This window comes from Pseudomonas sp. GW821-FHT03C07, from assembly GCF_059420925.1.
The window spans coordinates 55,609-70,082 of record NZ_JBWKUQ010000015.1 but is presented as its reverse complement, the minus strand read 5'-3'; the positions used below and the strand labels follow the sequence as shown (position 1 = coordinate 70,082).

Annotated in this window: 12 protein-coding genes; 10 read left to right on the top strand and 2 right to left on the bottom strand. The window is 61.5% G+C overall.

What is annotated here, in order from left to right:
* Positions 1-89: 89 nt before the first annotated feature.
* The gene (locus AC07VG_RS24565) at positions 90-2,984 is read left to right on the top strand and encodes an APC family permease (RefSeq protein WP_495022029.1); all 2,895 of its coding nucleotides are present in this window, start codon (positions 90-92) and stop codon (positions 2,982-2,984) included.
* 11 nt (positions 2,985-2,995) lie between these two features.
* Positions 2,996-5,641, top strand: a complete 2,646-nt coding sequence (locus tag AC07VG_RS24560; protein ID WP_495002582.1) for an EAL domain-containing protein — start codon at positions 2,996-2,998, stop codon at positions 5,639-5,641.
* 57 nt (positions 5,642-5,698) lie between these two features.
* Here the strand turns inward: AC07VG_RS24560 and AC07VG_RS24555 are convergent, their stop codons facing one another.
* Positions 5,699-6,121: a hypothetical protein gene (locus AC07VG_RS24555; RefSeq protein WP_495002583.1), complete on the bottom strand. Its 423-nt coding sequence runs from the start codon at positions 6,119-6,121 to the stop codon at positions 5,699-5,701.
* A gap of 82 nt (positions 6,122-6,203) precedes the next feature.
* Positions 6,204-7,076: a LysR family transcriptional regulator gene (locus AC07VG_RS24550; protein ID WP_495002584.1), complete on the bottom strand. Its 873-nt coding sequence runs from the start codon at positions 7,074-7,076 to the stop codon at positions 6,204-6,206.
* Between the two features lie 102 nt (positions 7,077-7,178).
* On the opposite strand from AC07VG_RS24550, the gene AC07VG_RS24545 reads away from it, so the two are divergent.
* The 8 genes from AC07VG_RS24545 to AC07VG_RS24510 all read left to right on the top strand — a co-directional run bounded on the left by AC07VG_RS24545 (position 7,179) and on the right by AC07VG_RS24510 (position 14,397).
* Positions 7,179-8,300 (top strand): muconate cycloisomerase family protein, encoded by a 1,122-nt coding sequence (locus tag AC07VG_RS24545; RefSeq protein ID WP_495002585.1) that lies wholly within the window; start codon positions 7,179-7,181, stop codon positions 8,298-8,300.
* Between the two features lie 25 nt (positions 8,301-8,325).
* A complete protein-coding gene (gene catC, locus AC07VG_RS24540; protein ID WP_495002586.1) occupies positions 8,326-8,616 on the top strand; it encodes a muconolactone Delta-isomerase in 291 nt (96 codons plus the stop codon).
* Positions 8,617-8,669: 53 nt separating this feature from the next.
* Positions 8,670-9,575, top strand: coding sequence for a catechol 1,2-dioxygenase (catA, locus tag AC07VG_RS24535; protein ID WP_495002587.1), 906 nt, complete (start codon positions 8,670-8,672; stop codon positions 9,573-9,575).
* A gap of 100 nt (positions 9,576-9,675) precedes the next feature.
* Positions 9,676-10,644: an AraC family transcriptional regulator gene (locus AC07VG_RS24530; RefSeq protein ID WP_495002588.1), complete on the top strand. Its 969-nt coding sequence runs from the start codon at positions 9,676-9,678 to the stop codon at positions 10,642-10,644.
* An 85-nt stretch (positions 10,645-10,729) separates the two neighbouring features.
* Entirely contained in the window at positions 10,730-12,106 is a 1,377-nt protein-coding gene (locus AC07VG_RS24525) for an SRPBCC family protein (protein ID WP_495002589.1), read from the top strand.
* Positions 12,103-12,591: a benzoate 1,2-dioxygenase small subunit gene (gene benB / locus AC07VG_RS24520; RefSeq protein ID WP_495002590.1), complete on the top strand. Its 489-nt coding sequence runs from the start codon at positions 12,103-12,105 to the stop codon at positions 12,589-12,591. Before AC07VG_RS24525 ends, benB begins: the two co-directional genes overlap by 4 nt.
* 11 nt (positions 12,592-12,602) lie before the next feature.
* The gene (gene benC / locus AC07VG_RS24515; RefSeq protein WP_495022028.1) at positions 12,603-13,625 is read left to right on the top strand and encodes a benzoate 1,2-dioxygenase electron transfer component BenC; all 1,023 of its coding nucleotides are present in this window, start codon (positions 12,603-12,605) and stop codon (positions 13,623-13,625) included.
* A 10-nt stretch (positions 13,626-13,635) separates the two neighbouring features.
* On the top strand, positions 13,636-14,397 hold the full coding sequence (locus AC07VG_RS24510) for a 1,6-dihydroxycyclohexa-2,4-diene-1-carboxylate dehydrogenase (RefSeq protein ID WP_495022027.1): 762 nt from the start codon (positions 13,636-13,638) through the stop codon (positions 14,395-14,397).
* Positions 14,398-14,474: the final 77 nt, after the last annotated feature.

Here is a 14,474-nt window from a genome sequence, read left to right as displayed (position 1 = left end):
GGGGGGCCATGGATATGGATTTACAGGCAACAAGAGCCCCTCGTCCACACCCACGGCGACTCGGATGGATTGGCACCACGGCGCTGGCAATGGGGGGCAGTAACCAGAGCCTCTTCCTGATCGCGGCGCTCTTTGTCGGGCAGGGCGCAATACCCGGCCAGGGCAGCGCGGCCGTACCTCTCCTGATTGTCGGCCTGTTACTCAGCTACGCGGCCGCGCCTGGCTGGACTGAACTGGCGCTGATGTCGCCCAATCGGGTCGGCGGAATTGCCGCCAGTTGCGCGGAGGCGTTCAAACCGTACAACCCGATGCTCTCGACCATCACGGGCGTGTGCTACTGGTGGGGCTGGGTTCCGACTTGCGGACTGACGGCGATCTTTTCGGCGTCGGCCATCAAGCAGTGGTATCTGCCGGACGTATCGGTGACGGAGCTCGCCTGCACACTGGTCATACTCTTCATGCTGGTGAATCTGTGTGGGATCAAATGGACCACACGGGTGGCGACACCGGTAGCCACCGCTTCCGCGTTGCTGGCTTTTATATCCTCCCTCGCGCCGATTCTCACCAGTCAGGTCGACTGGCACCAGGCGAGCGACTTTCACCTTAGCGTGCCATTCCCCGGATGGTTCGGCGATCTGACCTCGCTGATGGCGGGCCTTTACCTGGTCGGCTTCGCCGCTCCCGCATTCGAGGCGGCGACCTGTCACGTCGGCGAAACCGTCGACCAGAATCGCAATGTGCCGCGCGCGATGCTCGCCAGTGCGTTGATGGCGGCGGTGTATTTCGCGGTACTGCCCGTCGTCTGGCTGGGCGCGCTCGGCCCCGCGTCGCTTGGCGACGACCTGGCCCTGACGCTGGGCCCGACCTTCACGCCGATCTTCGGCAGCGCCGCGAAGGCGATGGCCATCTGGTTCATGATGTTCAACATGTTCCACGGTACCCTCCAACCGCTGGCGGGCGCTTCGCGCACGCTGGCGCAGCTCGCCGAAGATGGACTGGCGCCCAGGTTCCTGGCGCTGCGGATCCGCACCGATGCACCATGGGCCGCCACGCTGGTGACTGCCGGCGTGTCGATCGGCTTGTTGCTGATTGGCGATCCGATTTGGTTGATCGCGGCAGCGAACTTCAATTATCTGATTGCCATTTCGCTGGCGAGCGTCGCCGTGTGGCTGTTGCGTCGTGATGCGCCTGACGCGCTTCGGCCATACCGGGCGCCGCGCGGCATGATCGGCCTGGGTCTTGTCGCCGCGGCAGGCTGGGGAGCATCGACGCTCTTCGGTTTCGAGCAGTTCGGCCTGCCGACCGTGGTGTTCGGGCTGGCCATGGCCTATTCCGGTGCGGCGTTGTTCGCCTGGCGCAAGATCGAGGATCGTCGGCTACAAGGCCTGCCACCGTTCAGCCCGACGCTGCACGTGAAACTCACCGGCGCGATGTTGGCTGTGCTCGCCATGGACGGAGCCGGCTATATCCTGGCGATCGGCGAGATCCCCGACCAGCACGGAGCGTTTGTGACCGCCCTGGAGGACATCTTCGTCGCGGTAGCGATCCTGACGATCACGGTCGGGATTGTGTTGCCGGGGATGATCGCCCACTCGGCCGAACGGGTCAGTACATCCGCCCGGCGACTCGCGCTCGGCACACTGAAGGATTTTTCCGATGCCATGAGTGCGTTGGGGAGGGGTAATATTGACGAGGCTCATGCCCACTTTTCGCTCGAACCCTTGCAAATCCACTCAAGGGACGAATTGGGTCGGATGACCGAGAGTTTCAACCTGCTTCAGGCCGAGATCGGCATCGCCGCGGTGGGCCTGGACGGTGCCCGCGAGGGACTGAGACGCGCGCGCAGCGACTTGACCAACGCCAATCTGGATCTGCAGCGCGCGCGCGATGGTCTTGAGGAGCGCGTACGCGAGCGCACCAATGAGCTGCAGCGGGCCAATCGGGCCAAGTCGACGTTCCTGGCCAATATGAGCCATGAGTTGAGGACCCCGCTGAGCGCCATTCTGGGTTACGGGCAGTTGCTCAAGCGGGACGTCACCCTGGGCGAACGGCAGACAAACGCGGTAAACATAATCCAGCAAAGTGGCGAACATTTGCTGATGTTGATTACGGATATCCTCGATCTGGCCAAGATTGAATCCGGCAAGCTTGAGCTCTGTCCCTGTGTCGTCGATTTACCGAATACCCTGTCGGGGGTGGTCGACATCGTTCGCATCAAGAGCGAGGAAAAGGGACTCACCTGTCTCCTCGAGGTCGCACCGGATCTGCCCCGGTATGTGCAAGGCGACGACAAACGCTTGCGCCAGGTGCTGCTCAACCTGCTCAGCAACGCGGTCAAGTTCACTGATCATGGGCATGTAGGCCTGCATATCACCTTGCTATCACCCTCCGAAGGAGATGTATGCCTGAGGTTCGAGGTCCGCGATACCGGCGTGGGCATCGCGCAGAACAAGCAGCAAACCATTTTTGAACCTTTCGAGCAGGTAGGCGAAGTGCAGAGTCGCTCCGGTGGGACCGGCCTGGGTTTGAGCATTAGTCGACAACTGATCCGCTTGATGGGCGGTGAAATCAGCGTCAAAAGTCAGTCTGGCGATGGCAGCAGCTTCTGGTTCGACCTCTCGCTGCCGGTGGTTGATGCGCCCATGACCAAGCCCATTGAAAATGGCCATCTACCGCAGAAAATCGCCGCGCACCCGCAGTTGGATGGGATTGTCGAGGGCGCGATAGCCGAACCGCTTCCTTCGCTCGCTCAAGGTCTGGAGCCATGGGTCATTCCGGCAGGCTCGGAAATGGAACGTCTGCACGCCTTGGCTCTGGCCGGAAACATGCGCGGCATCAAACAGTGGGCCGGCGAACTCGCCGCGCATGACGCGCAATATCAGCCGTTCGCGGAAAAACTGCAGAAGCTGGCACAAGGCTTTCAGTCCGAGGCTATCGTAAGGCTTGTTGATACCTGCATGAACCCCACGCCGGTGGCCGAATGACAGATTTCCCCATGACACCTGAAATCGCCGAACAGACAGTCTTGGTGGTCGACGACACGCCGGCCAACCTTGCGCTGGCGGTTAATTTCCTGGAGGAGCACGATTTCAAGGTGCTGGTCGCGCAGGGCGGCGAAGAGGCCGTCAAACGAGCCCAGTTGATCATTCCCGATCTGATTCTGCTCGATGTGATGATGCCGGGCATCAACGGTTTCGAAACCTGCCGACGCCTGAAAGCAATCGATCTGACGCGCGAGATCCCGGTGATTTTCATGACCGCGCTGGCCGATCTCCACGACAAAGTCGCCGGATTTGCCGCCGGTGGCGTCGACTACCTGACCAAACCCTTTCAGGTTGAGGAACTCTTGGCCCGGGTCAAGACGCATCTGGCGTTGCAGGCAATCAAGCGGCAACTTGCCGCGCAAAACACCCAGTTGAGACAGGAATCGGCGGTGCGTATCCAGGCCGAAGAGAATCTGCGGGGTATCGTGGCGGAACAGCAGACCATTCTCGAAAACGCCTCAGTTGGTATAGCATTTCTCAAGAACCGTCGGATTGTTCGTTGCAATCACACCTTTGCAACGATGTTCGGATATCGGATCGATGAGTTGATCGGTTCATCGACGCGTTCGCTGCATGTTTCAGAGGAAGCATTCCAAAACCTCGGAAAGCACATCTCAGCAGCCATCGAGGTGGGTAAAACCCACGCGATCGACATTCGACTCCGGCGTCGCGATGACAGTTTCTTTTGGGCCGAATCCATAGTGACGGCGGTTGACCCGTCCGACTTGAGCAGTGGAGCGATCTGGCTTGCACACGACATTGATGCGCGCAAGCGGGCGGAATCCCTGCGTGCCGAACAAGGTCGCGCACTCGAAATGATTGCGTCTGGCTCCCCGCTGGAACAGGTTCTGGACAGCATCACCCAGCTTCTCGAGTCCCAATCCGAAGGGGCGATGGGCTCGATTCAATTGCTCGACGATGACGGCCTGCACCTGCGGCACGTTTCCACCGGGCGGCTTCCAGAGGCCTATGCCAGGGCCATCAACGGCATTGCCATCGGTCCCCGGGCCGCCTCTTTTGGCACGGCGGTCTATCGCCGCGAGCCGGTCGCCGTGGCCAATATCCAGGACAACCCACTGTGGGCCGATTACCGCGAATTGGTCGCCCCGTTTGGTTTCACGACCGTCTGGTCGTGGCCGATCCTGTCACGTGAAGGCCAGGTGCTTGGCGCACTTTCACTGTATGGAGCGCAAGGCCGTGAGCCCACCAAGCCAGATATCCAGCTCGTCGAAATGGCGCTCCGAATCGCCAGCATTGCGGTCGAACACAAGCGCGCGGAAGAGCGCATCAAGTATATGGCACACCACGATATACTGACGGGCCTACCCAACCGCACCTTGCTCAAGGATCGTCTTGACCAGGCCATTTTGCATGGCCAGCGCTACGCTCGCTTCGTCACGATAGTCTTTATCGACCTGGACAATTTCAAGTTGATCAATGACAGTCTTGGTCACAACGTCGGCGACGAACTGCTGAAAATCATCGCGCGGCGAATGGAGCAGTGCATACGCCGTGCCGATACGGTGGTGCGGTTGGGCGGCGACGAATTCGTGATCATCCTGTTCGATCAACCGACCCAAACAGAGACCATTGCCGGCGTGATCCAGAAAATCATGGATACGGTCTCGCAGAGAACCATGGTTGCTACCCATCAGATCGATATAACGTGCAGCATGGGCATTTCCACTTTTCCCCACGATGGTAATGATACGAATACCTTGTTGATGAACGCGGATGCCGCCATGTATCTCGCCAAGGAGCAAGGTCGCAACAATTTTCAGTTTTTCACTCCAGCGTTGAATGCCAGGATTCGTGATCGGCTGGTGATGCAGGAAGGACTTCGAAATGCCATCGCCCGTAATGAATTCCTGCTGCTGTACCAACCGCAGGTCGATCTGCAAACACACCGTATCATCGGGGTCGAAGCATTGATTCGCTGGCAGCACCCGCAGTTGGGTTTGATCACGCCGGAACACTTCATCGCACTGGCGGAAGAAACCGGACTGATTGTGCCGATCGGCGACTGGGTGCTGCGAACTGCCTGTAAACAGAACAAAGACTGGCAGTTGCGAGGATTTCCGCCCAGCACCGTTTCGGTGAACGTATCTGCGCGTCAGTTCAGGGAAAAAAATCTGATCGCGCGTGTCACCCATGCATTACAGGAAAGCAAACTGGAAGCTCGTTATCTCGAACTGGAGCTCACCGAAAGTCTGATCATGCAGGATATCGGGCAGGCTATCGCGACCATGAATCAACTCAACCAGATGGGCGTCGGGCTCTCGATTGATGACTTCGGCACCGGTTACTCCAGTCTGAGTGCACTGAAAAACTTTCCGATCATGCGACTGAAAATCGATAAATCGTTCGTCCGCGACATCCACACCGATCCGGCTGACGCAGCCATCGCCAAAGCGGTGATCACCTTGGGTCATCAACTGAATCTCAAGGTCATAGCCGAGGGGGTCGAAACCGACGATCAACTCAGGTTCCTGCGCAATAACCTGTGCGATGAAATGCAGGGCTATCACTTCAGCAAGCCTGTTTCACCGCAAGAACTCGAAAAACTTCTTTCCGTGGGTACGAAGACGGTTTTGTAAGCGCCGCGGTCTTGCGGTGAATGGCCGCTTGCAGCGGTTCGCGAGCAAGCTCTGCGCCTACAGGTCTCGCGGCGCGGCGACGGGCCGCAAGCCGCTGGCGAGGATCCTGCTGGCTCTCTTGGCCTTGGCCAGACCATCGGGATCGCCGTTCAACAGACCTTGCAGCGCACTGGCACACAGCCGCGACTGGAAGTCATCGCGCCCGGCGAATTGCTGATGCAGCAGCTCGACCCCTTGCAGGGCCATGGCCAGGATCGCCTCGACGCCGCCCGGGCCCTGGATCGAACTGATCATCACATGCCGCAGGGCCTTCTTGTACTGGCTCTGGGTGTGGATTGCGTCGATATCGACGCCGCTACCGGCAAAGACCTTCTCCAGCAGCCCACGTATGGCGGTGTCCTGGAGAAAGGGCTCGCCGCAATCATCCTCGAACACCAAACCCTTGGCGGTGAGGGTGACCCCCGTGCTGTGCTCTGTCATGCGGGCTCCTTGTAGCTCACGGCAGATGGGCAGTTTGCAGCCAAGCCGGCGATCAGACAAATGAAAAGCGCTCGGAAAAGTGCTACTCATCGTGACTGTTCAGTAATCGCAGGCAGCGCTGCAACACGTCCGAGACATCGCCGGCTCGGTAACTGACCACGATCGGCGAGGTGATGCTGCTGTCCTGCAACGACGTATAGCCGATGTCATCCCGATGCAGGCGCTGTACCGAGGCTGGGACCAGGGCAATGCCGACCCCGGCGGCCACCAGGCCAATGGTGGTCTGCAGTTCGTTGGCCATCTGCGCCACGTGGATACTCAGGCCATGCCCGGCGAACACCCCCAGGACATGGTCGGCATAGCTCGGACGCGGACTGGCGGGGTAGAGGATAAACGGCTGCGCGGCCAGTTCCTCCAGGCTGACCGCCCGCCCGAGCAGCGGGTGCCCGGCCGGCAACGCCGCGACCAGGGGGTCCTGCCTGAGGACCTTCTGGACAATGGCCGGGTCATCGAACAGCATCCGGCCAAAGCCGATATCGATCCGCCCGCTTTTCAGCGCTTCCAGTTGCTGCAGGGTAATCAGCTCCGACAGGCCCAGTTCGATATCGCCGAAACCGCGTAGGCGGCGGATCAGGTCGGGCAGGGCGCCATACAGGGTCGACGGCGCGAAGCCGATACCCAGCCAGCGCTTGCGGCCGCTGGCCACCCGGCGGGTGTCGGCGCAGACCCGCTCCAGCTGTTCGAGCAACTGGCTGGAATGCTCCTGGAAAAAGCGCCCGGCCTCGGTCAGGCGCAACGGCCGCGAGCGCTCCAGCAGTGGAACCCCCAACTCATCCTCCAATTGCTGGATCTGCCGGCTGAGGGGCGGCTGGGCGATGTTCAACTGCTCGGCGGCGCGGGTGAAGTTCAAGGTCTGGGCGAGCACCTTGAAATAGCGCAAATGACGAAGCTCCACGATACCTCCTGGGTATGAAGCGAGACTTATTCAATATTGGACCGGCGCCGCCTTGGGCGTCAATCATGGCTCAAAGACAAACACCACGTAGATGGATACGCCATGAGCGCTGTAGTAATCGAACACTTCGATACCCAGATTGTCGATTTACCGACGATTCGCCCGCACAAGCTGGCAATGCACACCATGCACGGCCAGACGCTGGTCATCCTGCGCATCCGCTGCAGCGACGGTATCGTCGGCATTGGCGAGGCCACCACCATCGGTGGCCTGGCGTATGCCGGGGAAAGCCCGGAAAGCATCAAGATCAACCTCGATACCTGGTTCGCTCCGCTGTTGATCGGCCAGGAGGCGAGCAATGTCAATGCGGCCATGCAGCGGGTCGACCGGGCCATTCGCGGCAACACCTTCGCCCGCTCGGCGGTGGAGACCGCTTTGCTCGACGCCCAGGGCAAACGTCTCGGTCTGCCACTGGCCGAACTGCTCGGTGGCCGCTTGCGTGACGGTGTCGAAGTGGCCTGGACCCTGGCCAGCGGCGACACCGGCAAGGACATCGAGGAAGCCGAGCGGATGCTCGACTTGCGTCGCCATCGTCATTTCAAACTGAAGATCGGTGCCGGCGAACCCGCTCGGGACATCGCCCATGTGGCGGCGATCAAACGCGCCCTGGGCGACCGCGCCAGCGTGCGGGTGGACATCAACCAGGCCTGGAGCGAAGCCGTGGCGGTGCAGGCCTGTCGCCGACTGGCCGAGGCCGGGGTCGAACTGATCGAGCAGCCGTTGTCTCGGCATGATCGTGCCGGCATGGTGCGCCTGAGTGCCCACAGCCCGATCCCGCTGATGGCCGATGAAGCCATCGAGTCGGTGCAGGATAGCTTTGCCCTGGCGCAAATGGGCGCCGCGAGTATTTTTGCCTTGAAGATCGCCAAGACCGGTGGCCCACGCGCCGTGTTGCGCACGGCCGCGATTGCCGAGGCGGCGGGCATCGGCCTGTACGGCGGGACCATGCTCGAAGGCAGTATCGGCACCCTGGCGGCCGCGCACGCCTTTGCCACCCTCGACAAGCTGGAGTGGCACACCGAGCTGTTCGGCCCGCTGTTGCTGACCGAGGACATCCTGATCGAACCACCGACCTATCGTGATTTCCAGTTGCTGATCCCGAAAACCCCCGGGCTCGGCCTGACACTCGATGAAGCACGCCTGGCGCGCTTTGCCCGCCACTGACTTGAACCGAGAGGACCTTCGCACCATGCTTTTTCACGTCCGCATGACCGTCAAACTGCCTACCGACATGCCCGCCGAGCAGGCCGCGCAGCTCAAGGCCGAGGAGCGCGAACTGGCCCAGCGCCTGCAACGCGAAGGCAGCTGGCGGCACCTTTGGCGCATCGCCGGCTTGTATGCCAATGTCAGTGTCTTCGATGTGCCGGATGCCCAGGCGCTGCACGACACCTTGATGCAACTGCCGCTTTATCCCTATATGGAGATTGAGGTCATGGCGCTGTGCAGGCACCCCTCTTCGGTCCACGCCGACGACCGCTGAACCCGGGTTTTCCAAGGTTTGTATCCACAAGAACAATGATGAGGAACTCCAGCATGACCGTTCGTATTTCCCAAACCGCCGAAGTCCAGAGCTTCTTCGAAGGTGCCGCCGGCCTTGACCAACCGGCTGGTAGTCCGCGGGTGAAGCAGATTGTCCATCGGGTGCTGACCGACAGCATCCGTCTGATCGAAGACCTGCGGATCTCGCCTGAAGAGTTCTGGAAGGCGGTGAACTATCTGAACGAATTGGGCAGTCGCCAGGAGGCCGGGCTGTTGGTGGCCGGCCTGGGCCTGGAACATTATCTCGACTTGCTGCTGGATGCCGAAGACGAGCAGGCCGGCCATGTCGGCGGCACCCCGCGGACCATCGAAGGGCCGTTGTATGTGGCCGGCGCGCCACTCTGCGAGGAGCAGGCCCGACTCGATGACGGCCGTGATCCGGGCACCGTGCTGTTCATGCGCGGCCAGGTTCGTGACCTCGAAGGCAAGCCGCTGGCCCATGCGCTAGTCGATGTCTGGCACGCCAACACCGGTGGCACCTATTCGTACTTCGACCCCGCGCAATCGGAGTTCAACCTGCGTCGGCGGATCCGTACCGACGCCGAAGGTCGCTATCGCTTCCAGAGTATCGTGCCTTCCGGCTACGGCTGCCCGCCGGATGGCCCTACCCAGCAGTTGCTCGATCAACTGGGCCGGCACGGCCAGCGCCCGGCGCATATCCACTTCTTCATTTCCGCCGCGGGTCACCGTCACCTGACCACGCAGATCAACCTGGCCGGCGACCCGTACCTGCACGATGACTTTGCCTATGCCACCCGCGACGAGTTGATTGCCGAAATCGTCTTCAAGGACGATGCGAACGGCCGGCATGCCGAGATCGACTTCGATTTTGCCTTGCAGTCGACCGACGCCGCGAAGGAGCAGGACAAGCGTGAGCGGGTGAGGGCCCTCGAAGCCTGACGCTCGCCGCGTTCCGGCGTGACAGGTCCCGCGTGCGTCTGCCCGCGGGACTTTTGTCGTTACGCCAGCCTTGAATAGAAAAACAAGAGAGGCTTATTCCATGACCACCTTGTTGAGCGAGCGCAGCCGGATCTTCGAACAGGCCGACGCCCACGCTGTCTCCGAGTATGTCAACCAACACGTTGGCAGCCATTGCATTCGCTTGCCGCCCAAGGGCCGCCCACAGGCGAGTATCAAGCACCGGACCTTCTCCAGCCTCGACCTCTGCCGCATCAGCTACGGTGCCCGGGTCCAGGTGATGTCACCGGCCCTGGAAAGCATCTATCACCTGCAGATCCTGCTGAGCGGGCATTGTCGTTCGAGCTTCCGGGGCGCGGAACGGATCTACACGCCGGGCGAAATCCTGCTGATCAACCCCGATGACCCGGTGGACCTGACCTACTCGGCCGATTGCGAGAAGTTCATCGTCAAGCTGCCGGTGCGCTTGCTGGAAAATGCCTGCCTGGAGCAGCACTGGCTGCTGCCGCGCCAGGGCATCCGCTTCGACAGCGAGCGCCGCGACCTGGCCGGGCTCGAGGGCTTCGTGCCGTTGCTGGCGCTGATCTGTCACGAAGCCGAGCACTGTGCGGCACCCGAGGTGCAGGTGCTGTATGAGCGCATAGTCGCCAGCAAGCTGCTGGGCCTGCTGGCGAGCAATGTCCGGCGGGTCAGCCCCGAGGCTGAGGAAAGCGGCGGCTTCGAGGCGGTACGCCAGTTTATCGAGGCGCATCTGCGCGACGAGATTGGCATCGCGCAATTACGCGAGGTGGCGCGGGTCAGCGAGCGTTCCCTGTACTTGCTGTTCGAGCGCCATGTCGGCCTCTCGCCCCGTGACTATGTACGCCAACGCAAGCTGGAGCGGGTGCATGCGATGCTGCAGTTGCCGGGCGCCCGTAGCGTCACCGAAGTGGCCCTGGACCATGGTTTTGTCCATCTGGGGCGCTTTTCCGAAACCTATCGCAAACGCTTTGGCGAGCTGCCCTCGCAGACCTGGCGTCGGCGCCAGGAGGCGCTTGCGCTGAACGGATAGCGATTTGCAGGGGGCGGATATTGTCGCGGGCAGGGCAGGCATAAGGTGAGGGCGCCTGAGACAAGAACAATGGAGAGCCCAGCCCATGACCGACACACTCGACAGACTCGCCCGCCAGATCCGCGAGTCGGTTCAGGAAGACCCCACCAGCGGAACCTTCCGCTGCCGCCGCGACATCTTCACCGACAGCGAACTGTTCTCGCTGGAGATGAAGCACATCTTTGAAGGCGGCTGGATCTACTTGGCCCATGAAAGCCAGGTCGCCGAGATCAACGACTACTTCAGCACCGTCATCGGCCGCCAGCCGGTGGTGATCACCCGCGACAAACAGGGGGTACTGCATGGCCTGGTCAACGCCTGCGCGCACCGTGGCGCCATGCTCTGCCGGCACAAGCAAGGCAACAAAGGCTCATTCACCTGCCCGTTCCACGGCTGGACCTTCAGCAACACCGGCAAGCTGCTCAAGGTCAAGGATGGCAAGACCGGCGCCTATCCCGACAGCTTCGACTGCGATGGCTCCCATGACCTGCGGCGCCTGGCGCGGTTCGAGAACTATCGCGGGTTCCTGTTCGGCAGCCTCTCGGAGCAGGTCCTGACATTGCACGAATACCTGGGGGAAACCCGGGTCATCATCGACCAGATGGTCGACCAGGCCCCCGAGGGCCTGGAGGTACTGCGCGGCAGTTCGTCGTATGTCTACGACGGCAACTGGAAGCTGCAAATCGAGAACGGCGCCGACGGTTACCACGTCAGTTCCGTGCACTGGAACTACTCGGCGACCATGCAGCGGCGCAACTACGAAACCGAGGGCACACGCACCGTGGATGCCAATGGTTGGTCAAAAAGCCTGGGCGGCGTCTACGCCTTCGAGCATGGCCATATCCTGCTCTGGACCCGTCTGCTCAACCCTGAAGTCCGTCCAGTGCATGCCCATCGCCAGGCTTTGGCCCAGCGCCTGGGCGAGGAACGGGCCGACTTTATCGTCGAGCAAACCCGCAACCTGTGCCTGTACCCCAACGTTTACCTGATGGACCAGTTCTCGACGCAGATCCGCGTCGTGCGACCGCTCACGGTGGACAAGACCGAGGTGACCATCTATTGCATGGCACCCAAGGGCGAAAGCGCCGAGGAGCGTGCGACCCGTATCCGCCAATACGAGGACTTCTTCAACGTCAGCGGCATGGGCACGCCCGATGACCTGGAGGAATTCCGTTCCTGCCAGACCGGCTACCAGGGCTCGATCCCGTTGTGGAACGATCTTAGCCGTGGCGCGAAGCAATGGCTGGATGGGCCCGATGAGAATGCCCGGGCAATGGGCATGACCCCGCAGCTCAGCGGCATCAAGACCGAGGACGAAGGCCTGTTCGTGCGTCAGCACGCGCACTGGGCCGCCAGCCTGCTCAGGGCACTGGAGAGTGAGCGCCAGGGCTTGATCGCCACGGACAAGGAGGGCCAGCTATGAGCCTGTCACGTGATCGCCTGCTGGATTTCCTCCATCGCGAGGCCCGGCTGCTCGACGACCGCCAATGGGACGAGTGGCTGCAATGCTATAGCCCGCGGGCGGAGTTCTGGATGCCTGCCTGGGATGACCACGACAGCCTGACCGAAGACCCGCAGCGCGAGATCTCGTTGATCTATTACCCCAACCGCGACGGCCTGGAAGACCGGGTGTTCCGGATCAAGACCGAGCGTTCCAGCGCCAGTACTCCGCAACCGCGCACTGCGCATCTGCTCGCCAACCTGGAAGTGCTGGGTGGCGACGGACGCGAAGTCGAACTGCGCTTCAACTGGCACACCCTCAGCCATCGCTACAAGACCACGGATTCGTACTTCGGGACCTCATTCTATCGCCTGGATATCAGCGGCGAACAACCGCTGATCACCCGCAAGAAGGTGATACTCAAGAATGACTATATCCACCAGGTCATTGATATCTATCATATTTAAGGGTGGGTCCCATGACGTATCGCATAGCCCTGAATTTCGAGGACGGGGTCACCCGTTTTATCGACTGCAAAACCGGCGAGAAGGTGCTCGACGCCGCTTTTCGCCAGCGGATCAACCTGCCCATGGATTGCTCCGACGGCGTCTGCGGCACTTGCAAGTGTCGTTGCGAAAGTGGCGCCTATGACCTCGGCGAAGACTATCTGGAGGACGCGCTGGGGGCCGATGAGGTCGAGCAGCGCCAGGTGTTGACCTGTCAGATGATCCCGGAAAGCGACTGTGTGCTGGCTGTGCCGGTGCCGTCCAGTGCCTGCAAGACCGCTACCTCGCGATTCGATGCAACCTTGGCGGGCATCACCCGCCATGCCGGCGCGGCCCTGGAAGTGTGCTTCGAACTCGACCAGGCATCGGCGTTCCTGCCGGGACAGTACGTGAATATCGGCGTTCCCGGCAGTGAGCAGACCCGTTCGTACTCGTTCAGCAGCCTGCCTGGCGACCGCCACGCCAGCTTCCTGATCAAGCATGTCCCCGGCGGGCTCATGAGCCGCTGGCTGGACGGTGCCCAACCCGGAGAGAAAGTGTCGATGACTGGGCCGCTGGGCAGTTTCTACCTGCGCACGGTCACTCGGCCGCTGCTGTTTCTCGCGGGTGGCACCGGGCTGGCGCCGTTTCTGTCGATGCTCGAAGTGCTCGCCGAGCGCCGCGAACATCAGCCGATCCACCTGATCTATGGGGTCTCCCGGGACCAGGACCTAGTCATGGTCGAGGCACTGCAAGGGTTCTCTGAGCGCTTGCCGAATTTCGGCTTTGTCACCTGTGTCTCGGACCCACAGACGCGACATCCGCGCCAGGGTTATGTGCCCCAGCACCTGGCAGACGGGATGCTCAACGGTGGCGAGGTCGATGTTTACCTGTGCGGGCCGCCGCCGATGGTCGATGCCGTGAGGCAGCACTTCAAGGTCCAGGGCGTGACCCCGAGCAGCGTCTACTACGAGAAGTTCACCGCCAATAGCATCGTGACCGGCGATGCCGCCTGAGGAGATCGTGATGAACCCACGTTTCAAGGATAAAGTCGCACTGGTCACTGGCGCAGCCCAAGGCATCGGCCGGCGGGTGGCCGAGCGTTTTCTGGAGGAGGGCGCCTGGCTGGTGGCGGTGGATCGTTCCGAGCTGATCCATGAGCTGCGTGGTGAACGAACGCTTACCCTTACCGCCGACCTGGAGCGTCATGCCGCGTGCACGGAAGTCATGGGCGCGGCTCACGAGCGCTTCGGGCGGATCGATATCCTCGTCAACAATGTCGGCGGGACTATCTGGGCCAAGCCTTTCGAGCATTACCTGGAAAATGAGATCGAAGCCGAGGTACGCCGCTCGTTGTTCCCGACCCTGTGGTGCTGTCACGCGGTATTGCCCTACATGCTGGAGCAAGGCAGCGGGGCGATCGTCAATGTCTCGTCGGTGGCCACCCGCGGGGTCAATCGAGTGCCCTACGGCGCGGCCAAGGGTGGGGTCAATGCCCTGACCGCCTGCCTGGCCTTCGAAACCGCCGGCCGCGGAATCCGGGTCAATGCCACGGCGCCGGGAGGGACCGATGCGCCGCCACGGCGTATCCCGCGCAATGCCCAGGCACCCAGCGAGGATGAGCAAGCCTGGTACCGGCAGATCGTCGAGCAGACCGTGGACAGCAGCTTGATGAAGCGTTACGGCAGCGTTGATGAACAGGCCGGGGCGATCCTTTTCCTCGCTTCCGACGATGCCGCCTACATCACCGGCGTGACCTTGCCGGTGGGCGGGGGTGACCTGGGCTGAGGCCCCCGTCAGGGGCTAATGACTGAGTTGATTTCAAACTTGGCCGAGATTTGTGGCGAGCGGGCTTGCCCGCTCGC